This is a genomic window from Paraburkholderia nodosa, assembly GCF_001718195.1.
GTDB classification, from domain to species: Bacteria; Pseudomonadota; Gammaproteobacteria; order Burkholderiales; family Burkholderiaceae; genus Paraburkholderia; species Paraburkholderia nodosa_A.
The window spans coordinates 138,517-157,884 of sequence record NZ_MCNV01000003.1 but is presented as its reverse complement, the minus strand read 5'-3'; the positions used below and the strand labels follow the sequence as shown (position 1 = coordinate 157,884).

The 19,368-nt window shown below is 65.5% G+C and carries 17 protein-coding genes and 3 tRNA genes; 12 read left to right on the top strand and 8 right to left on the bottom strand.

All coding sequences use genetic code 11. The annotated features are described in order from the left end of the window. The first annotated feature begins 22 nt into the window (after nucleotides 1-22). Together acpS and nagZ are read left to right on the top strand one after the other, a co-directional pair. Entirely contained in the window at nucleotides 23-421 is a 399-nt protein-coding gene (gene acpS / locus BFD71_RS06955; RefSeq protein ID WP_069262930.1) for a holo-ACP synthase, read from the top strand. A gap of 44 nt (nucleotides 422-465) precedes the next feature. Further along, entirely contained in the window at nucleotides 466-1,506 is a 1,041-nt protein-coding gene (gene nagZ, locus BFD71_RS06950) for a beta-N-acetylhexosaminidase (RefSeq protein WP_069262562.1), read from the top strand. 89 nt (nucleotides 1,507-1,595) lie between these two features. Here the strand turns inward: nagZ and BFD71_RS06945 are convergent, their stop codons facing one another. From BFD71_RS06945 to earP, 4 genes are all read right to left on the bottom strand, one after another. Beyond that, nucleotides 1,596-2,981, bottom strand: coding sequence for a sigma-54-dependent transcriptional regulator (locus BFD71_RS06945; RefSeq protein ID WP_069262561.1), 1,386 nt, complete (start codon nucleotides 2,979-2,981; stop codon nucleotides 1,596-1,598). A 336-nt stretch (nucleotides 2,982-3,317) separates the two neighbouring features. Beyond that, on the bottom strand, nucleotides 3,318-3,527 hold the full coding sequence (locus BFD71_RS06940) for a CsbD family protein (RefSeq protein ID WP_028206671.1): 210 nt from the start codon (nucleotides 3,525-3,527) through the stop codon (nucleotides 3,318-3,320). A gap of 305 nt (nucleotides 3,528-3,832) precedes the next feature. Beyond that, nucleotides 3,833-4,390: an elongation factor P gene (gene efp / locus BFD71_RS06935; RefSeq protein ID WP_069262560.1), complete on the bottom strand. Its 558-nt coding sequence runs from the start codon at nucleotides 4,388-4,390 to the stop codon at nucleotides 3,833-3,835. Nucleotides 4,391-4,561: 171 nt separating this feature from the next. Next, entirely contained in the window at nucleotides 4,562-5,746 is a 1,185-nt protein-coding gene (gene earP, locus BFD71_RS06930) for an elongation factor P maturation arginine rhamnosyltransferase EarP (RefSeq protein WP_069262559.1), read from the bottom strand. Between the two features lie 200 nt (nucleotides 5,747-5,946). On the opposite strand from earP, the gene uvrC reads away from it, so the two are divergent. The 7 genes from uvrC (at nucleotide 5,947) to BFD71_RS06895 (ending at nucleotide 10,474) form a co-directional block, all read left to right on the top strand. Next, the gene (gene uvrC / locus BFD71_RS06925; RefSeq protein ID WP_069262558.1) at nucleotides 5,947-8,169 is read left to right on the top strand and encodes an excinuclease ABC subunit UvrC; all 2,223 of its coding nucleotides are present in this window, start codon (nucleotides 5,947-5,949) and stop codon (nucleotides 8,167-8,169) included. A gap of 122 nt (nucleotides 8,170-8,291) precedes the next feature. Continuing rightward, nucleotides 8,292-8,882 carry a CDP-diacylglycerol--glycerol-3-phosphate 3-phosphatidyltransferase gene (gene pgsA, locus BFD71_RS06920; RefSeq protein ID WP_042261239.1) on the top strand — a complete coding sequence of 197 codons (591 nt, stop codon included), beginning with the start codon at nucleotides 8,292-8,294 and terminating at the stop codon, nucleotides 8,880-8,882. A gap of 188 nt (nucleotides 8,883-9,070) precedes the next feature. Further along, nucleotides 9,071-9,146, top strand: a tRNA-Gly gene (locus BFD71_RS06915). 79 nt (nucleotides 9,147-9,225) lie between these two features. Further along, nucleotides 9,226-9,301: transfer RNA gene (locus BFD71_RS06910), tRNA-Gly, on the top strand. Nucleotides 9,302-9,428: 127 nt separating this feature from the next. Next, a tRNA-Cys gene (locus tag BFD71_RS06905) sits at nucleotides 9,429-9,502 on the top strand. 124 nt (nucleotides 9,503-9,626) lie between these two features. Continuing rightward, nucleotides 9,627-9,899: a DUF2164 domain-containing protein gene (locus BFD71_RS06900; protein WP_069262557.1), complete on the top strand. Its 273-nt coding sequence runs from the start codon at nucleotides 9,627-9,629 to the stop codon at nucleotides 9,897-9,899. 86 nt (nucleotides 9,900-9,985) lie between these two features. After that, a complete protein-coding gene (locus BFD71_RS06895) occupies nucleotides 9,986-10,474 on the top strand; it encodes a GNAT family N-acetyltransferase (RefSeq protein ID WP_069262556.1) in 489 nt (162 codons plus the stop codon). Between the two features lie 39 nt (nucleotides 10,475-10,513). Here the strand turns inward: BFD71_RS06895 and BFD71_RS06890 are convergent, their stop codons facing one another. The 3 genes from BFD71_RS06890 to BFD71_RS06880 form a co-directional block, all read right to left on the bottom strand. Next, nucleotides 10,514-11,398, bottom strand: coding sequence for a cytochrome c oxidase assembly protein (locus BFD71_RS06890; RefSeq protein ID WP_069262929.1), 885 nt, complete (start codon nucleotides 11,396-11,398; stop codon nucleotides 10,514-10,516). 89 nt (nucleotides 11,399-11,487) lie between these two features. Continuing rightward, nucleotides 11,488-11,955, bottom strand: coding sequence for a copper chaperone PCu(A)C (locus tag BFD71_RS06885; RefSeq protein WP_069262555.1), 468 nt, complete (start codon nucleotides 11,953-11,955; stop codon nucleotides 11,488-11,490). Nucleotides 11,956-12,021: 66 nt separating this feature from the next. Further along, nucleotides 12,022-12,615, bottom strand: coding sequence for an SCO family protein (locus BFD71_RS06880; RefSeq protein ID WP_069262928.1), 594 nt, complete (start codon nucleotides 12,613-12,615; stop codon nucleotides 12,022-12,024). 360 nt (nucleotides 12,616-12,975) lie between these two features. On the opposite strand from BFD71_RS06880, the gene otsB reads away from it, so the two are divergent. Continuing rightward, on the top strand, nucleotides 12,976-13,728 hold the full coding sequence (otsB, locus tag BFD71_RS06875; RefSeq protein WP_069262927.1) for a trehalose-phosphatase: 753 nt from the start codon (nucleotides 12,976-12,978) through the stop codon (nucleotides 13,726-13,728). Between the two features lie 112 nt (nucleotides 13,729-13,840). Next, a complete protein-coding gene (gene otsA, locus BFD71_RS06870) occupies nucleotides 13,841-15,271 on the top strand; it encodes an alpha,alpha-trehalose-phosphate synthase (UDP-forming) (protein WP_069262554.1) in 1,431 nt (476 codons plus the stop codon). A gap of 127 nt (nucleotides 15,272-15,398) precedes the next feature. On the opposite strand, the gene BFD71_RS06865 is transcribed toward otsA, so the two are convergent. Continuing rightward, nucleotides 15,399-17,234, bottom strand: a complete 1,836-nt coding sequence (locus tag BFD71_RS06865; protein WP_069262553.1) for an ABC transporter ATP-binding protein — start codon at nucleotides 17,232-17,234, stop codon at nucleotides 15,399-15,401. A 779-nt stretch (nucleotides 17,235-18,013) separates the two neighbouring features. On the opposite strand from BFD71_RS06865, the gene BFD71_RS06860 reads away from it, so the two are divergent. Next, on the top strand, nucleotides 18,014-19,078 hold the full coding sequence (locus BFD71_RS06860; protein ID WP_069262552.1) for a glycosyltransferase family 4 protein: 1,065 nt from the start codon (nucleotides 18,014-18,016) through the stop codon (nucleotides 19,076-19,078). Nucleotides 19,079-19,368: the final 290 nt, after the last annotated feature.

The window sequence follows — 19,368 nt, the reverse complement described above, 5'->3', positions numbered from 1 at the left end:
GACAGACATCGACGGGAGTCTCATGGCGATCTACGGTATCGGCACCGACATCATCCAGGTGAGCCGAGTGGCGGCGGTCATGGAGCGCACCAACGGGCGCTTCGCGCCGCGCGTGCTCGGCCCGGACGAACTCGCCGTCTACGAGGCGCGCAAGGCGCGCTCGGCGGCGCGGGGCCTCGCGTATCTATGCACGCGGTTCTCCGCGAAAGAGGCGTTCTCGAAAGCGATCGGCCTCGGCATGCGTATGCCGATGACCTGGCGCGCCATGCAGACCCTCAACGAGCCGGGCGGCCGTCCGGTGATCGTCGCTTCGGGCGAACTCGCGCGGTGGCTCGACGAACGCGGTATCACGGCGCGCGTGAGCATCACCGACGAGCATGACTACGCGGTGTCGTTCGTGGTTGCGGAAATCAACGGTTGATATCTTTCGCCGTGCGTTGCGCGGCATCTACGCAAAACTCATCGATGAAGAATAATCCCGGGCCAGTCATGCTCGACGTGGTCGGCACCACGCTGAACGACGACGACGTGCGTCGCCTCGCACACCCGATGACGGGCGGCGTGATCCTGTTCGCGCGTCACTACGAGAACCGCGCGCAGCTCGTTGCGCTGACCGACGCCATCCGCTCGGTGCGCGAGGACCTGCTGATCGCCGTCGACCACGAAGGCGGCCGCGTGCAGCGCTTTCGCACCGACGGCTTCACCGTGCTGCCCGCCATGGGGCGCCTCGGCGCCTTGTGGGACAAGGATGTGCTGCTCGCCACCAAGCTCGCGACGGCGGTGGGCTATATCCTCGCGAGCGAGTTGCGCGCGTGCGGCATCGATCTCTCGTTCACGCCGGTGCTCGATCTCGGCTACGGCCAGTCGAAGGTGGTCGGCGATCGCGCGTTCCATCGCGATCCGCGTGTCGTCACGCTGCTCGCCAAGAGTCTCAATCACGGGCTATCCCTTGCGGGCATGGCCAATTGCGGCAAGCATTTCCCGGGGCATGGCTTCGCGACGGCGGACTCGCACGTCGCGGTGCCCGTCGACGAGCGTCCGCTCGAAGCGATCCTCGGCGAAGACGCACAGCCTTACGACTGGCTCGGTCTCTCGCTCACGGCGGTGATGCCGGGGCACGTGATTTATCCGAAGGTCGATGCGAAGCCCGCGGGCTTCTCGCGCATCTGGGTCGAGGAAGTGCTGCGCAAGCGCTTGCGCTTCACGGGCGCGATCTTCAGCGACGACCTCTCGATGGAGGCCGCGCGCCAGGGCGGTACGCTCACCGAGGGCGCGCGCGCCGCGCTCGAAGCGGGTTGCGACATGGTGCTGATCTGCAACCAACCGCACGAAGCCGGGAAGGTGCTCGACGCGTTGCGTACGATGGAGCCGCGCCGCGCGCCCAAGGCTTCGGGGCTGCGCATCAAGCGCATGCGCGCGCGCGGCAAGGCGCAGCGCTGGGACAGGATGGTAGCGGACCCGGGGTACATCGAGGCGCAGGCGTTACTGCGCAGCGTGCTGCCTTGATGTGCTGATTGCTGCATCGGTGGAATGAAAAAGGCTGTCCTTCGGAAACGAAGGACAGCCTTTTTACAACATGCGTGGGTTTTGCCGATTCAGTTGAGCCGCATGCGCTGGAGCTTGTTATAGAGCGTCTTGGGGCTGATGCCGAGCAGCGACGCGGCGCGGTGCCGCGTGCCGCCCACGGCGTCGAGCGTCGCGCGGATCAGCATTTCCTCCACGTCGGCGAGCGGCGTGCCCACGGTGACCTGCACGCGGCCGCCGTTCATCTCGCGCGGGCCCGCGCCGCTGCTTTCCTCGGCCTGCAGCGTCTCGAGCACCTCGCCCGAGGCGTGCCACGCGCGCCTCACGCGTTCGTGCAGTTCGCGGACGTTGCCGGGCCAGTCGTACGCGAGGCACTCGCGGATAAACGAGGGCGCGACGAGCCGCGTCGCGCCGGCCAGACCGTGCGCCTGGGCCTCCTGATTGAGTTCGTCGATGCAGGCGAGCGCGAGCAGGGCGGCGTCGTCGTCGCGCTCTCGCAGCGGCGGCAGCTGGATCGCCGCCGCATCGAGGCGCAGCCAGAGATCCTCGTGCAGTGCACCCTGCTGGACGGCTTCGCGCGGGTTCGCATGGGTGGCCGCGATCAGGCGGAAATCGGTGCCTACCTCGCTGTTGCCGCCCACGCGCATGAAGGTCTGAGAATCGAGCGCGCGCAGCAGTGTTTCCTGCTGCTCACGCGGCAGGTCGGTCAGCTCGTCGATGAAAAGCGTACCGCCGCTCGCCTGATCGACGAGACCCGGCTCGCGCTGTTCCGCGCCCGTGAACGCGCCGCGCTCGTGGCCGAACAGCACGCTCGCCAGCGGCCGGCCCGCGGCCGCTTCGGCCACGAGCGAGCGGGCGTCGCACACGATGAACGGCCCCTTGCGGCGGCGGCTCAGCTGGTGCAGCGTGCGCGCCGCGACTTCCTTGCCGGTGCCGGCTTCGCCGTGCACGAGCAGCGCCGCTTCGGTGGGCGCGAGCTGTTCGAGCGTGTCGTAGACATGCTGGATCGCGCTGCTGCGGCCGAGCATCGGCCCGAAGTGGCCCATCTTGCGCAGTGTCGCGCGCAGCGCGCTGACCTCCTCGGTTAGCTCGTAGGGACGCGGAATGCGTGCGAGCAGGCTGCGCAGGCGCGGAATGTTGACGGGCTTGAGCAGATAGTCCCAGATGCCGTGGCGCAGGCCTTCGATCGCGCTTTCGACCGTGGCGTTGCCGGTCATCACGATCACCGGCAGGGCGCCGCCTGGCGGCTGCGCCGGCAAATGCGGCAGCAACTCGAGGCCGCCGCCGTCGGGCAGGTTCAGGTCGACGAGTACGACGTCGGGGATGAAGCGCGCAAGGGCGGCACGCGCTTCGGCGAGGGTGGCAGCGGTGTCGACGGAGAACCCGTCGGCCGACAGGATCGCAGACAGACCTGACAGGCTATTGGGATCGTCTTCGACAATCAGGGCGTGTGGCATGGCGGTAGCGGCTTACGGATGAGCGCAGTCGCGCCGGTGCTGCGCGCGCGGGTAGCGCGTGCGCCCCGGCAGGCAGCCGCGCGGCGCGCGGGAGCGCGGCACGATGCGAAAGAATTCACCGAGATCACGGAGATGTCTCGTAGCAGGGTGTTCAGTTCCGGTCCTCCCAGTTGTGCTGCGCCAGAACGGGGGCGCGACGGCGTTGCCGGGCAGTGAACTGCCGGCGGGGCCGAGCAGCAGCGCAAGCCCGAAGCGCCAGGCGCTTTGGCATGCGTGCAACCCCCTGTTTGCCTGCAAGTGGGCGACGTCCGTACCGGCCATGCCGTGGACGGTGCGTCAGTCGCGTGGCCGGTGCGCGTCGAACCAGCGGCGCACTTCCAGTTCCGCCTCGTCACGCGTCTTGCCGTAACGTTCCTGGATAAGCCCGGCGAGCCGATCCGCACGGCCTTCGGCTTTTGCGAGTTCGTCGTCCGTCAGCTCGCCCCATGCCGCTTTGGCCTTGCCGATCAACTGCTTCCACTTGCCTTCGGCAATGTCGTTGTTCATTGTGTTTCTCCTGAAAAGGGGAAAGAGCGTGGTACGCATGCTCTCTCACCCCACAGCAGAAATCGTGCCGCGGGAGTCACTTTGACCGGTGCGCGCTGCCCTTGCTCGCCGCTTGTCTGCTAAAGGCGGCAAGCACGTAATCCATCGCGCATAACCGGTAAGGTTTTCCGTAGCACTCTCAAACATACACGTTCGGCAAAAAAAGAAAAAGCGCCCCGGGGGGCGCTTTCATAGCGGTGTCCGCCTTTTGCCGCTGGGGCAGCGGGCGGGCGCCTTTTCGGCCTGAGGCTGTCGTCAGCCCGCCGTTAGGCGCGGCTGCGGTACTCGTTCGTACGCGTGTCGATTTCGATCTTGTCGCCGATGTTGCAGAAGAGCGGCACTTGCAGCTCGAAACCGGTGTTCAGCTTGGCGGTCTTCAGGACCTTGCCCGACGACGTGTCGCCCTTGACGGCCGGTTCCGTGTAGATGATCTCGCGCACCAGCACGGTCGGCAGTTCGACCGAGATGGCCTTCTCGTTGTAGAACACGACTTCGCAAGCCATGCCGTCTTCGAGGTAGTTCAGGGCGTCGCCCATCATCTCGCCTTCGACTTCGAACTGGTTGTAGTCGGCGTCCATGAACACGTACATCGGGTCGGCGAAGTACGAGTACGTCACTTCCTTGCGATCCAGCACGACGACGTCGAACTTGTCGTCCGCCTTGTACACGGTTTCCATGCCCGCGCCGGTCAGCAGGTTCTTGAACTTCATCTTGACGACGGCGGCGTTGCGGCCCGACTTGTTGTATTCGGCCTTCTGCACGACCATCGCGTCGTTACCGATCATCACGACGTTGCCGACGCGGAGTTCCTGTGCGGTCTTCATAGTAAAAAACTGTCCTGTCCAGATTAAGTAGCTTCGAGTGTGCTCGACGGCAAACGTCGCAAGCGGATTCGGTTGCTGCAGCAGGTGCAGTTGCTGCGACCCTCTTTCATGCGTGCACGATGGGGGCCGCGGAACTCGAAGCGCTTGAGACGGTTGCCGTCGGATAACCGCTTATTTTAACTGACTTTTTGCGAACTCGGCGAGATTTCCGGCGAGATCGCCAACCTGCCCGAGTTCGGCCGCCCAGGCGTTGGCGCGCGCCGCGTAGGCGGGCAGATGCTGCGCAAAATCGGCCCAGTCCGGCGTGCCGCGGCCGTTCCACGCATGCCAAAAGCGTTCGAGCGCGGCGCGCGGTGCCTTCGGCAGCGTGCGGCCGTAGTGCGCGAGCGCGGCGTCGAGCTTGGGCAGATGGGCGTCGTCGGCTTGCGGGTAGATGTGCCACACGAACGGTCGCGCGGCCCATTGGGCGCGCACGAACGAGTCCTCGCCGCGCACGAAGTTGAGGTCGCTCGCCCAGAGCAGGGGGTCGTAACCGCGCTGCTCGGTGAACGCCAGCGCGTGCGCGCGAAGCGCGCCGCGCGTGGCCTGCGAACCTGCACCGAACGCCGGCTCTCCGAAAAAGCGCGCGAGCGCGCCAGAGATGCGGCCCTCCGGCACGAGCAGGACCACCGGCTTCGCGCCGTCGCGCCATTGCTCGAGCAGCGCGTCGACGGCGGGATTCTCATAGGCGAAGAGCGAGATCACGGTGGCTTCCGGCCCGGGCGGTGGGCCGCCCGTGGCGCGCTGCCACCATGCGGCGCGCTCGTCCGGTGAGCGCTCGAAGTCCGCGCGCGCGGCGTCGAGCGTGCGCTCCTTGAGCACGCCCCCCGTGCCGGGTCCGAGGCCGGGAAAGAAGAAGTGCTTGGCGAGCGCGTAACGCGGGTGCGGCGACGGCCGCAGATGAAAGTCGGCGACCCAGTCCTCGCCGCTCAGATATTCGAGGTTGAGCCAGACGGGCTTGCGCGCACGCTCGGCCATCGCCGCGACGTAGACGCCCGGCAGCTCGCACGCGAACGCCTCGATCACGACATCGGCGATTTGCAGCGTGTCGCCCGCATGCTCCGGCGCGTGCCAGTGCTCGACGAGCACGCCTTCGACCGATTGCGTGGCGCGGCTCGGGTCGAGCGCGGGGCAGAGCTTGCGAAACGCGTGCAAGTCGTCGACGAAGAGGCGCACCTGCCAGCCGTGCTCGTGCGCGAGCTGGCGTGCGAGCCGCCAGCACACGCCGATGTCACCGAAATTGTCGATGACGGCGCAAAAGAGGTCGCAGGCAATGGCGCTAGCGCTGACGGCGGTGGGTGTGGGGGCTTCTGTCATAGGTAGCGGGTGACGCGGAGAATCGGGACCGCCATGCAGCAAGCGGGTGCAGAACGCCCGGCCGGCAAGTTCGGCGCAGGTTCCGTGCGGCATGGAATGATCTAAACTTGCGATTCTAGGACACAGCCATGAATGCGTCGCGACGGCGGCGCTGGGCCAGGTCTCATCTCTCTCGACGCACCGCCCGTCCCCGAAACTGGATGACCGACACCGACGTTTTCGACCCGAAAAAGGCGCTCGCGCAGTTGCCGCATCTGCCGGGCGTGTATCGCTACTACGACGCGCAAGGCGCGGTGCTCTACGTCGGCAAGGCGCGCGACCTGAAAAAGCGCGTATCGAGCTACTTCACCAAGACGCAGCTTTCGCCGCGCATCGCGATGATGATCACGCGTATCGCGCGCATCGAAACCACGGTCACGCGTTCCGAGGCCGAGGCGCTGCTGCTCGAGAACAACCTCATCAAGGCGCTCACACCGCGCTACAACATCCTTTTTCGCGACGACAAGTCGTATCCGTTTCTCAAGATCACCGGGCACAAGTTCCCGCGCATGGCGTACTACCGCGGCGCGGTGGATCGCAACAACCAGTACTTCGGGCCGTTTCCGAGTGCGTCGGCGGTGCGCGAGAGCATCCAGATCCTGCAGCGCGTATTCCAGTTGCGAACCTGCGAGGACTCGGTGTTCAACAACCGCACGCGGCCTTGCCTGCTGCATCAGATCGGTCGCTGCACGGCGCCTTGCGTGGGCGCCATCAGCGAAGAGGATTACGCGCGCGACGTGAACAACGCATCGCGTTTTTTGCTGGGCCGTCAGAACGAGGTGATGAAGGAACTCGAGACGAAGATGCACGCGTTCGCCTCGGAGCTTAAGTTCGAGCAGGCGGCCTCCGTGCGCAATCAGATGAGTTCGCTTTCGACGGTGCTGCATCAACAGGCCATCGAAACGGGCAGCGAGAGCGACGTCGACATTCTTGCCGTGGTGGCGCTGGGCGGGCGCGTTTGCGTGAATCTCGCGATGGTGCGCGGCGGCCGGCATCTGGGCGACAAGGCTTATTTCCCCGCGCACGTGGAGCGTGCGCTGACCGACGAGGAGGGCGGCGTCGCCGAGGAAATCGACAGCGAGACCGTGGTCGCGGCAAGCGCGCTGAAGTCGCTGCCCACGCTCGCGCGCAAGACGGTGGAGGACTACGTCGAGGAAGCGCAGGCGGAAGACGCACAGGACGATGCGGCGCTCGAAGCGGACCCGCTCGCCATCGCGGCCGATCTCGCCGACGATGACGACGCGGCAAGCGATGCCGAAACCGCCACGTCCGCACTCGAGCCGCAGGCGGATGCGCGCAGAAAGCGCGAGATCGGCATCGAATCCGAAGTGCTCGACGCCTTCATCGCGCAGCATTACTTCGGCAACCGTGTGCCGCCCGTGCTGGTGGTGAGCCATCCGCCCGCGAACCGCGAACTCGTGGACGTGCTGAGCGAGCAGGCCGGACACAAGGTCACGGTGCTGCGTCAGCCGCAAGGTCAGAAGCGCGCATGGCTTGCCATGGCCGAACAGAATGCGCGGCTCGCGCTCGCGCGTCTGCTCTCCGAGCAGGGCTCGCAGCAGGCCCGCACGCGCACGCTCGCGCAACTGCTCGGGCTCGAGCTGGACGATCTCGCGCACCTGCGCATCGAGTGCTTCGACATCAGCCACACGATGGGCGAGGCGACCCAGGCCTCATGCGTGGTGTATCACCATCACAAGATGCAGTCGGCCGAATACCGGCGCTACAACATCACCGGCATCACGCCCGGCGACGACTACGCCGCCATGCGCCAGGTGCTCACGCGGCGCTACGAAAAGATGGTCGCGCAAGCGGCGCGCGCCGAAGCCGGCGAGGCGCCTGGGCTGTCCGTGCCTGCGCCCGATCCGGCCGACCCGGATGCAGCGTCGCAAGCCGTGGAGGCCAGCGAGGCAGTCGAAGCCCCGCCGCCCGGCGGCACGCTGCCCAACATCGTCCTGATCGACGGCGGCAAGGGGCAGGTCGAGATCGCGCGCCAGGTGTTCACCGAACTGGGTCTCGATCCGGCGATGCTGGTGGGCGTGGCGAAGGGCGAGGGCCGCAAGGTCGGCCTCGAAACGCTCGTGTTCGCCGACGGCCGTGCGCCGCTCGAACTCGGCAAGGAGAGCGCCGCACTCATGCTCGTCGCGCAGATCCGCGACGAAGCGCACCGCTTCGCCATCACGGGCATGCGCGCGAAGCGCGGCAAAACGCGCCAGACTTCGCGTCTCGAAGAGCTGGAGGGCGTGGGGGCGAAGCGTCGCCAGCGCCTGCTCGCGCGCTTTGGCGGCCTGCGCGGCGTCATGGCGGCGAGCGTGGAGGATCTGGCGAGCGTGGAGGGCATCTCGCGCTCGCTCGCCGAGCAGATCTACCAGCAGCTTCACTGATGCGGCGGCGTCGCTGGCCGGGTCCGGTTGGGCCTTTCCTTACGGTTGCTTGTGGCACGTGCGGCGACGCGGCACAATTGCATCTCCCATCATTGCATCTCCCCGACAGATAGCGCCAGCCGATGCCGTTCAATATCCCGATTCTCCTGACCTGGCTGCGGATCCTGGCGATTCCGCTCGTGGTTGGCGTGTTCTATCTGCCGCAGACGATGCTTTCCCCGATGCAGCAGAACGTGCTGGCGATGCTGCTCTTTGTGCTGGCGGCGCTCACCGACTGGTTCGACGGTTTTCTCGCGCGCAAGTGGAATCAGACCTCGTCGTTCGGCGCATTCCTCGATCCCGTCGCGGACAAGCTCATGGTGACCGCGGCTCTGCTCGTGCTCGTGCATCTGCAGCGTCTCGACGCCGTGATCGCGCTCGTGATCGTCGGGCGCGAAATCGCGATCTCGGCGCTGCGCGAGTGGATGGCGCAAATCGGCGCGTCGAAGAGCGTGGCCGTGAATTCGCTCGGCAAGTTCAAGACCGCGTGCCAGATGGTCGCGATTCCCATGCTGCTGTTCTACGCCCCGCTCACGCTCGGTGGCGTAACGCTGTTCGACTCGCGCGTGTGGGGTGCGTGGCTCATCTACGTGGCAGCGTTCCTCACGATCTGGTCGATGCTTTACTACATGAAGCTCGCGTGGCCCCAGATCCGCGAACGGGGGAGCTTGTGACCCCTGTGCTGTGAATCCCTTATGTCTTTTTCCAAAAAGATCATGCGAAGGGGTTGACACGATTCTGCGGGTTATACATAATCTCACTTCTCCGCTGCACGACGCAGTAGCAAGCAAGAAGATGCGGTGGAGATAGCAGAAGATAGGCCGATGTTAGTTGAAAATTCGGCGAAATCTGAAGCCAATATGCGGGAGTAGCTCAGTTGGTAGAGCGCAACCTTGCCAAGGTTGAGGTCGCGAGTTCGAGACTCGTCTCCCGCTCCAGAATTTCAGGTGCGGCGTTTTTGCAGTAACGAAAAACGAAGTGCCGAAGCAGTAAAAGTCGCAGTAAAGCAGGATATTTGCGGGAGTAGCTCAGTTGGTAGAGCGCAACCTTGCCAAGGTTGAGGTCGCGAGTTCGAGACTCGTCTCCCGCTCCAAATGCCAAGGGGAAGCAGCGCTTCCCTTTTTGTTTGGCAGGTTTTGGTCAGCGTATCAAGCCATCAAACAAATCTGTCCGGTCGTTGCGAGCGCAAGCAGTTTCCGCACCCCGGTCAGTCCGCTTCTGGCGCGATAGCAAAGCGGTTATGCAGCGGCCTGCAAAGCCGTGTAGGCCGGTTCGACTCCGGCTCGCGCCTCCAGATGCAAAACAAAAGCCACCTTCGGGTGGCTTTTGTTTTTTGCGCCCGCCTTGCTGCGTTTTTCGCGACACGCCAACGCGCCTGGCGCAAAATAACCGCAACCTTTCCTCCGCGGTTTGCCGACATGTCCATCGAACTCCCCGAAGACGCGCGCACCGAAGCGATCGCCTCCATCCAGCGCTATTTCGACGCGAACATGGAAGAGCCGATCGGCAACGTCGCAGCGGGCGCGCTGCTGGGCTTCTTTCTCGAAGAGATCGCGCCGGCGGTCTACAACAAGGCCATTGCCGACGCGCAGGAGAGCATGCAGGCGCGCATCGTCGATCTCGACATCGATCTGCACGAGGAGCCATTCCAGTACTGGCGCAAATACGAGCAACCGCGCCGGCGAAAGTGAGCGCTGCGCGAGTCGCGGGTTTGTGGCGCTCGCGGCGCGCGGCATAATCGTGGTCATTCACGACGCCTTGATGGAAATCACCGACCATGACCGTGCAGTCCACCGCCTTGCCGCTGCCCCAATTCGACTGGCAATGGAAAGCCTTTGATGTGCTCGACGCGCGCGAAGTCTACGCCATGCTCAAACTGCGCTCGGACGCGTTCGTCGTCGAGCAGAACTGCGTGTATGGCGATATCGACGGTCTCGACTTCGGCGCATGGCATCTGTTCGCATGGAGCGAGCAGGGCGGCGCGCGAGAGCTTGCGGGCTATTTGCGCGTGCTGCTGCCTGACGCGCAGGACCCCGACGTGCGCATCGGCCGCGTGGTGACGTCGCAAAACCACCGCGGCATCAAGCTCGGCAACGCGCTGCTCGAACGCGCCATCGCGCAGATCGAGCGTCAATGGCCGGAGGTCGCGATGCGTCTGCATGCCCAGGCGCATCTGCAGAAGTTCTACGGTGCGTTCGGCTTCTCGCCCGTTGGCGAGATTCACGACGAGGACGGCATTGCGCACGTATGGATGCGCTCGGCCTGATTCGACGTTGATCGCATCTTGCGCCGGCACTCGAGTGCTTTACGTGCGCAGGGTGCGCCCTTCCTCGTGACGCTGGCCGTCCGCCGGACGCATGCCGGGCCGCCGGTCCCGCTGCAATCGTCCGCGTGCGGATAGCCGCATCCAGTGGCGCAGCGCGACCAGCGCGCCGACCACGCTCATCATCGACCCCGGAATCCACAGCAGCAGCCCGCCGATCTGCTGGTCGCGAATGGGCGAGAGCCAGGTGAACGCGCGGCCGCAGATCGAATAGACCGGGTAAAGCTCGTGCGGCGTGAAAAAGATGAACGCGCCGAGCACGATCTGCGGCGGAATCGCCGCGATCACGACGAGCACACGCTTGCCCGGCGAGAGGCGCGCGGGCGGCGCGGGGCGCGAGTCGAGCACGAGCCACCAGAACAACAGCCCGTCGATCACCATGCTCCAGTTCATGACGCGGTAGAGACGCCAGTCGAGCATCGCGATGAGGTGGATCGGCGAAAAGAGCCAGAAATAGATGAGCCCGACGAAGAGTCCGACCGCAACGACGGGATGCATGACGATGTCGAGCGCCACGCGCACGGGTCGAGCGGCGAGCGCGGGACGCACGAAGCGCTGCCGCCACCTGAACGGAATGCCCGCGCGCAGCGCCGCACCCGGGTAGGCGAGCGCGATAAAGAACGGCCCCAGATGGTGCAGCACCAGGTGCTGCGCGCGATGCATGAAGAACTCGTGCTCGAAGTAGTAGTCGAGGCGCGTATGCAGCACGACGTAGAGCGCGCCAAGCCCGAACCAGAACGAGAGCTGGCGTGCGAGCGACACCCGCGCGTGCCGCTTGCCGCGCACGAACAACACCGCCGCGAGCATCGTACAGATCATCACGGTCGGCGAAGGCTCCCAGGGCTGGAGCCAGTAGAGCAGGGTCATCGCGAGCATGGCGGCGGCTTCATCGCGGGTTCAACATGCTTGCGCGCGCAACCAGTCTTGAATGCGCGCGCGGTGGTGTTAGCGCGGCCTTACTGCCCCGAGGGCGGCTTGACCGCGAACGGCGTGTCGAGCGTTTCGCCGTCCGAGAACTGCAGCTTCACGTTCACGGTGTCGCCCGGCGCGACCTTGTGCTTCGCTTTCTCCAGCATCAGGTGGTAGCCACCCGGCGCGATGGCGAGCGTGCCGTGCGCAGGCACCGTCGCCTTGTGCACCATGACCATCTTCTGCGTCGAGCCATTCGAGACTGTCTGATGCAGCATGACCATGCCGTAAGCGTCGCTCGAGACACCCACGAGGTCGACCGGCTGGTCGCCATCGTTCTTGAGCGTCACGTAGCCCGCGGCCGGCAGGTCGTTGGGCAGCCAGCGCACCCATGCGTCCTGCGCGGTCAGCGTGCCGGCGGCGGCGTGTGCGCCGGGCGCGAAGGCGGCGAGCGCACCGAAGGTGCTCAGCGCGCAGCCGAGCGAGACGGTGAGTGACTTGAGGTTCTTCGTCATAACGTTTCCTGTTGCGATTGCTGTTGCGTCAAAACCCGATGATTGGACCGGCGAGGCCGCATGCGTTCACGCCGTGTCGTTGATGACGCGGCGCAGGTCATGCGCGATCGCGTCCGCAGAGTCGTGGTCGGTGGCGAGCAGGCGCGCATGACCTTGCGCGTCGAACACATAGACGGCCGAACTGTGCGTGACTTCGTAGTCGCCGTCGGGGTCGCGCTTTTCCATCTGATAGGCCACGCGGTAGCGCCGCGCGAGCGACTCGATCTGGGCATCGGTGCCGGTCAGGCCGCGCGCATGCCGGGCGTCGAACGCGCCGACGTAGGCGTGAAGTGCCTGCGGCGTATCGCGCGCCGGATCGACGCTGATGAAGAGTATCCGCACTTTGTCCGCGTCGGGGCCGAGCTTCGCGATAACCTGCATCAGGCGCGCCATGGTTTCCGGACAGACGTCCGGGCAATGCGTGTAGCCGAAATAGACGAGCGTCGTGTCCCCGCGAAAACTGGTGCCGGTCACGGGTCGGCCGTTGTCGGCCGTGAGCGCGAAGTCCAGGTCGGGCAGATGACCGCTCACGTTCGTGAGCTGCCACGCCTCGCCCGGGTGCGAACACGCGGCGAGCAGCACCGCGCCGGCCACCACCGCCGCGTGCCGCAGGCTACGCATGCCGCCGCGAAGGTGGCCGCGAAGGTGGGTGCGGAACGTGCGCAGCGTGCGCTCGAAGGTGGCAAACAAAGGCAATCTCGTCGACTCGATTGGATCACGTTGGCCGCGCCCGCTCAGACCATGAGGCTCGGCTTGTCGCTGCGACTGTAGCAAAATTGGGTCCGCGCGGTCGCGAGTGGCCCGGTCGTGCCGATCGCTCGCGTCGATATGCCGCATCTTCGAGCCCGGGAATGCCTGCACAGGCGGTCAGCCCTCACTTTCTCGATAATCGGCCCAAGGCGCGGTAAGATTCGCACACTTTCCCTGGGCGCAGCCCGGGGCCATACCCGGCCAGCGAGGCCGATGGGTGAAAAGAACGCAATGCAAGCACTTCCGGCAGTCCTGCCGCCTGAACAGACGGCATTTTTCTTCGATTTCGACGGCACGCTCGTCGAGCTCGCGCCCACGCCCGATGGCGTGCTCGTCCGACCGGAGATGCTCGCGCTGCTGCGCGAGTTGCGCCGCGCGACGCACGGCGCGGTGGCGATCGTCTCCGGTCGCGGCATCGAGAGCATCGACGGTTTCCTCGGCATGCCCGATCTGCCCGTGGCCGGCCTGCACGGCGCCGAGCGGCGCGACGCCAACGGCGACACGCAGCGTGTCGGCTTCAACGACCAGCGTCTGCTGCACATGGAGCAGGTGCTCGCGGAGGTCGTGCGCACGCATGCGGGTATGCTGCTCGAGATCAAGGGCGCGTCGCTCGCGCTGCACTACCGCAACGCGCCGGAGCGAGAAGCCGAAGCGCGCGCCGCGACCGAGCGCCTCGCCGCCGACTACGCCGACGCCTACGTCCTGCAGCCCGGCAAGATGGTCTACGAAATCAAGCCGAAGGACGTCGACAAGGGCCGCGCGCTGCGCGCGTTCCTCGACGAGCCGCCGTTCGCGGGCCGTAGCCCGGTGTTCGCCGGCGACGACTTGACCGACGAAAAGGGCTTCGCCGTCGTCAACGCGCTCGGCGGGCTGTCAATCAAGGTCGGCGGCGGCGACACCATCGCGCAGACGCGCGTGGACTCGGTCGAAGCGCTGATCGGCTGGCTCGCATCGCTCGTCGCCGCCATGCCAGGCGCCCGATGACCGCGCGCATGCCTCACTTCATTGCCCAAGTAGACTGCCTGACCCGGCCGAGCCGAAGCCCCGCCTCGCGCGCGCCACGCCTTCCCGATTTCCTGCACGGACCCCGCCCCTCATGAGCCGATTGATCATCGTGTCGAACCGCGTCGCGCCGATTTCCGAAGGCGGTCCGGCCGCGGGCGGCCTCGCGGTGGGCGTGTACGACGCACTCAAGGAAACCGGCGGCATGTGGTTCGGCTGGAGCGGGGACGTGCTCACCTCCGGCCAGCCGCAGATCGCCCTCGAAGAGCGCGGTCCCGTGACCTTCGCCACCATCGGCCTGCTGCGGCGCGACTACGACCAGTACTACCGCGGTTTCTCGAACGCGACGCTCTGGCCCGCCTTCCACTACCGCGCCGATCTCGTCCAGTACGACCGACACGACTACGAGGGCTATAGCCGCGTGAACGCGTGGCTCGCGCAGCAGCTCGTGCCGCTGCTGCGCGAAGACGACGTGATCTGGGTCCACGACTATCACCTCATCCCGTTCGCCCAGGCATTGCGCGCGGCGGGCGTGACGAACCGCATCGGCTTCTTCCTGCACATTCCGTTTCCGGCCTCGCAGGTGTTGCTGGCGGTGCCGCCGCATCGCGAGCTGGTTGAGGCGCTGTGCGCGTTCGACCTGCTCGGCTTCCAGACCAAGCCCGATCTGCGCGCCTTCTGCGACTACATCGTGAACGAGGCGGGAGGCACGACGGCGATGCAGCCGGACGGCCTCACGCGCATCGAGGCGTTCGGGCAGACGCTCTGCGCGGGCGATTACCCGATCGGCGTCTATCCCGACGAGATCGCGGAACTCGCCAAGGCCGGCGAGCGCGGCAAGCCGGTGCGTACGCTCAAGTCCACGCTGCACGGGCGCAAGGTCATCATGAGCGTGGACCGGCTCGACTACTCGAAGGGGCTCGTGGAGCGCTTCCGTGCTTTCGAACGCCTGCTCGACCACACGCCGGCGCAGCGCAACAAGGTCTCGTTCGTGCAGATCGCGCCGCCCACGCGCGCCGACCTGCATGCCTATCAGGACATCCGGCTGCGCCTCGAGGCGGAGTCGGGGCGTATCAACGGCCGTTACGCGGAACTCGACTGGACGCCGATCTGGTACATCCACCGCCAGTACGAACGGGCGGTGCTGGCCGCGCTGTTCCGGGCGTCGAACGTCGGCTACGTCACGCCGCTGCGCGACGGCATGAACCTCGTCGCCAAGGAATACGTGTCGGCGCAGGACCCCGAGGACCCGGGCGTGCTCGTGCTCTCGCGCTTTGCCGGCGCGGCGCAGGAGCTTTCCGGCGCGCTGATCGTCAATCCGCTCGATATCGACGGCATGGCCGATGCGCTGGGCGCCGCGCTCTCCATGCCGCTTGCCGAGCGCCTCGCGCGCTATCAGGACATGATGGCCCAGTTGCGCGAGAACAATGTCTCGGTCTGGCGCGACCGCTTCATGCGCGATCTCGGCCGGGTCTGCGTGCGGCAAGGGGTGAGCTTGCCGCCGCTCGAGCGCGCGCAGGGCTGAGCACCCGCGCCTCGCTCCCATTCGAGAGCGAAAAAAAGCCGCTTCAGTCGATGCACTGAAGCGGCTTTTTTGCGTCCGGGAGTCTGGGGCAAGACCAGCGGGCGATGCGCCCGCATGCGGGGTGGCGTCAGGCCACGTGCTTTTCGTCGGTCTTCTTGCTGCCCAGATGGAGCGTGGCCTGCTTGCCGTACTGCTTGGCGAGGAGGTCGCGGTAGAGACCCGGACGGTTGCGCAGTTCTTCCGGACTGCCGTCGTCGATCACCTTGCCCGCACTCATCACGATGATGCGGTCGAAGTTGTTGAGCGTGGAGAGGCGGTGCGCGATCGCGATCACCGTGCGGCCCACCATCAGCCGGTCGAGCGCCTGCTGGATGGCCTCTTCGGACGCGCTGTCGAGCGCCGAGGTGGCCTCGTCGAGCAGCAGGATCGGCGAATTCTTGAGAATGGCGCGCGCGATCGCGATGCGCTGGCGCTGGCCGCCCGACAGCTTCACGCCGCGGTCGCCCACGATCGTGTCGTAACCCTCGGGCATCGCCTCGATGAATTCGGCGCAGCGCGCCTCGCGGGCCGCGGCGAGCACTTCCTCGCGGCTCGCCTCGGGGCGGCCGTAGGCGATGTTTTCGTAGATCGAGCGGTGCAGCAGCGAGATGTCCTGCGGCACGAGCGCGATGGCGTGGCGCAGGGTGTCCTGCGTAACGTGCGCAATGTCCTGGCCGTCGATCTTGATGGCGCCGCCCTGGGTGTCGTAGAAGTGCTGCAGCAGCGCGAGCACCGTCGTCTTGCCTGCGCCCGATTTGCCGATCAGCCCCACGCGCTGGCCGGCCTCGATGCGCAGGTCGAAATGGTCGAGGATCGGCTTGCGGTGCGGATACGCGAAGGTCACGCCCTCGAATTCGACGCGGCCGCCCTGGGCCACGAGCTCCTTGGCGTCGTCCCGGTCGGGCATGCCGTGCGGCTCCAGCAGCGTCTGCACGGCCTCGGCGAGGCGTGCCACGTGCTGGGTCACGTCCACGAGCGCCACGGCCAGATCGCGCGTGCCGTGCAGGATCGTGAAGCCGAGCGAGCTGACCAGCACGATGTCGCCCGACGTCGCCTTGCCCTGATCCCACAGCCACAGCGCCCAGCCGAGCAGGCCGGCGGACAGCATGGCCGTGATCACGGCGTGCAGCAGACGCAGCTTTTCGAGATAGAGCAGGCTCGAGCGTCGCGCGTCGAGTTCGGCCTTGACGGTCGAGCCGAAGCGCTTTTGCTCGCGGAACGTCATACCGAAGGCGCGCACGAGCGCCATGTTGCCGATCACGTCGACGAGCTCGCCATCCACCGCGGCCGCTTTCGAGGCGAAGGTGTGGTGGCGCGACGAGCCGCGCCCAGCCAGCTTGAAGAGGATCACCGAAAGGATCGCAGAGCAGAGCAGGAGGCCCGCCGCCATCAGCGGGTTCACGACGATGATCATGACGATCGCGCCGGCCACGGCGATGCAGGGCGGCAGCACGTTCCAGGCGGTGGTGTTCTCGGCCGTGTAGACGGCGTTCGACGTCGCCGTGATGCGGCTGGCGAGCGTGCCGGGCTGTTTTTCGGCGTAGTAAGTGGGCGAGTGCCCGCTCAGATACTGAAAGAGATCGCGCCGCAGGTCGCCCGTCACGGCGACGAAGGTGTGCGCTGCGAACCAGCCGCCGACCCGCCAGAGCAGGTTATCGGCGGCGATCAGGCCGACGAGGATGGCGAACGCGGTCCACAGCGGGCCCGGATGGTGGCGTCCCGCTCCGAGCACGTCGATCAGATGCTTGATGGCGTACTGCGACGCAAGCGCGCAGCCGACGGCCGCGAACACGCTCGCGAGCACGACAGTATGGGCGAACGGATGGCGCTTGATGTAGCGGAAAAGGAACGCGAGCGGGCGCCGCGCATAGCTCGCGAGCTTGGCGTTGTGGGCGTTACGCTGAGCGGGAGTCAGATGTTCCAATTGATCGGGTGGTCGGTCTGACGGAATTTCGTCCGTGCAAGTTCAAGGAAGATAGCGGGCGCTCCGGCGATGAACGGCTTCCGGCGCGCGGCAACGAAGGCGGACTTACCGCATTGTAAACACCCCATGGGCCTGGCGCACCGCCTGTGCCCGGCGGACGCGCATCATATCGCGACACGATAGCGCGGGATACAGATTGGGGACACGTTGTTGCAGTGGAGGTTCAACAGGAATCGTGGATCGTTTTAGAGATAGGTGTTTTAGAGATAGAATTACCGATTGCATTCGGAAAAGCGGTGTGCTTGCTCGCAACACGCTGTCGGCCGGTTGCGAACCCGGAAACGAGCAGGATCGATTCATGCGAACAAGAGCCGCGACAATCGCGCGCAGTTGCTTCCCGCAGCGCAGCACCCAATCTAGAACTCTCTTGGAAAACAATGGGTTGCGGAGTGTTTCCGGTGTGTAACAACGTAAAGACTTTGAAATGATCTAGCCGGTATTTACCCTGGACCGGGATAATGCCGACTCGGACAGCGTAGGGAATTTGACAGCTTCTGTGTCAACGGCCGCGAACCCTGCGCGTTTACCGCCTGAACCGCCGCGTGTGCGCTCTCTTGCCGCTTCACAACTGCGTCGGGTCTGTGTCCGGATTTCCGGCGCGGTTAGCGGTATGGAACGCCTGTAAGGCGCGTGGCGACAAGGAAGCCGCAGCCTGCATAGGTCGATTGTCAAACTTGCAGTCTATTGCCCGATTTATTACGAGGAAGGAGTTCACCACTATGCGAATCGCTCAAATCGCTCCGTTGCACGAGGCGGTTCCTCCCAAGCTGTACGGCGGCACGGAACGGGTGGTCTCCTACCTGACCGAAGCGCTGGTCGAACAGGGCCACGATGTCACGCTGTTCGCCAGCGGCGATTCGATCACCTCGGCAAAGCTCGAAGCGTTCTGGCCGCAGGCACTGCGCCTCGACCCCACGATTCGCGACGTGATGGCTCCGCACATGCTGCTGCTCGAAGAAGTTCGCCGCCGCGCGGACGAGTTCGACGTGCTGCACTTCCACATCGACTACTACCCGTTCTCGCTGTTCCAGCGCCAGCCGGTGCCGTTCGTCACGACCATGCACGGCCGTCTGGACCTGCCGGAACTGCAGCCGGTGTTCAATGCGTTCAACGACGTGCCGGTGGTGTCGATCTCGGACAACCAGCGTATTCCGCTGCAGCAGGCCAACTGGCAGCAGACCGTGTACCACGGCCTGCCGGAAGACGTGCTCACGCCGATTCCGAACGTCGAGCCCGGCTACCTCGCATTCCTCGGCCGCGTTTCGCCGGAGAAGGGTCTTGACCGGGCGATCCGCATCGCCGGCCAGGCGGGCATGAAGCTCAAGGTCGCCGCCAAGATCGACAAGGCCGACCGCGCCTACTACGAAGAAGTCATCAAGCCGCTGATGGCGTTGCCGCATGTCGAGTACATCGGCGAAATCGGCGAGCACGAAAAGCGCGAGTTCCTCGGCAATGCGCATGCCCTGGTGTTCCCGATCGACTGGCCGGAGCCCTTCGGTCTCGTCATGATCGAAGCCATGGCCTGCGGTACGCCGGTCATCGCGTTCAAGCGCGGCTCGGTGCCGGAAGTCATCGAGAACGGCGTGTCGGGCTTCGTCGTCGAGGACGAAATCAGCGCAGTCGCGGCGGTCAAGCGCCTGTCGACGCTGCCGCGCGAGAAGGTGCGCGCCGCGTTCGAGGCACGCTTCTCGTCGAAGGTGATGGCACGCAATTACGTGGCCGTGTACGAAGAACTGCTGCGCCAGAAGCATCGCACCGTGCTGCGCGAAGTCAACGCCGGCTAAGCTACGTACCGAAACTGGACGCGCTGCGGCGCGCCCGGTTTTCCCGCTGTTCCCCAACGCCCCGGTGCAATGCGCCGGGGCGTTGTCACATTCGCGGCGGCGGCGGGTGAGGCGCACGCTTAATGTCCCTATAATGGCCGTGCCGTAAAATCCGCGGCGCCCACGAAAGCGTGCCTTGTATGGGACCGGAGTAAGACGCTAAAGCGCCAACTCCGGTCGACAGCTTTGCATGGGACCAGAGTAAGACGCTAAAGCGTCAACTCTGGTCGACAGCTTTGCATGGGACCAGA

What these genes read in the sequence shown, in the direction of transcription:
- acpS (WP_069262930.1), top strand. Translation starts at nt 23, where the DNA reads ATGGCGATCTACGGTATCGGCACCGACATCATCCAGGTGAGCCGAGTG.
- nagZ (WP_069262562.1), top strand. Translation starts at nt 466, where the DNA reads ATGAAGAATAATCCCGGGCCAGTCATGCTCGACGTGGTCGGCACCACG.
- BFD71_RS06945 (WP_069262561.1), bottom strand. Translation starts at nt 2,981, where the DNA reads ATGCCACACGCCCTGATTGTCGAAGACGATCCCAATAGCCTGTCAGGT.
- BFD71_RS06940 (WP_028206671.1), bottom strand. Translation starts at nt 3,527, where the DNA reads ATGAACAACGACATTGCCGAAGGCAAGTGGAAGCAGTTGATCGGCAAG.
- efp (WP_069262560.1), bottom strand. Translation starts at nt 4,390, where the DNA reads ATGAAGACCGCACAGGAACTCCGCGTCGGCAACGTCGTGATGATCGGT.
- earP (WP_069262559.1), bottom strand. Translation starts at nt 5,746, where the DNA reads ATGACAGAAGCCCCCACACCCACCGCCGTCAGCGCTAGCGCCATTGCC.
- uvrC (WP_069262558.1), top strand. Translation starts at nt 5,947, where the DNA reads ATGACCGACACCGACGTTTTCGACCCGAAAAAGGCGCTCGCGCAGTTG.
- pgsA (WP_042261239.1), top strand. Translation starts at nt 8,292, where the DNA reads ATGCCGTTCAATATCCCGATTCTCCTGACCTGGCTGCGGATCCTGGCG.
- BFD71_RS06900 (WP_069262557.1), top strand. Translation starts at nt 9,627, where the DNA reads ATGTCCATCGAACTCCCCGAAGACGCGCGCACCGAAGCGATCGCCTCC.
- BFD71_RS06895 (WP_069262556.1), top strand. Translation starts at nt 9,986, where the DNA reads ATGACCGTGCAGTCCACCGCCTTGCCGCTGCCCCAATTCGACTGGCAA.
- BFD71_RS06890 (WP_069262929.1), bottom strand. Translation starts at nt 11,398, where the DNA reads ATGACCCTGCTCTACTGGCTCCAGCCCTGGGAGCCTTCGCCGACCGTG.
- BFD71_RS06885 (WP_069262555.1), bottom strand. Translation starts at nt 11,955, where the DNA reads ATGACGAAGAACCTCAAGTCACTCACCGTCTCGCTCGGCTGCGCGCTG.
- BFD71_RS06880 (WP_069262928.1), bottom strand. Translation starts at nt 12,615, where the DNA reads ATGCGTAGCCTGCGGCACGCGGCGGTGGTGGCCGGCGCGGTGCTGCTC.
- otsB (WP_069262927.1), top strand. Translation starts at nt 12,976, where the DNA reads ATGCAAGCACTTCCGGCAGTCCTGCCGCCTGAACAGACGGCATTTTTC.
- otsA (WP_069262554.1), top strand. Translation starts at nt 13,841, where the DNA reads ATGAGCCGATTGATCATCGTGTCGAACCGCGTCGCGCCGATTTCCGAA.
- BFD71_RS06860 (WP_069262552.1), top strand. Translation starts at nt 18,014, where the DNA reads ATGCGAATCGCTCAAATCGCTCCGTTGCACGAGGCGGTTCCTCCCAAG.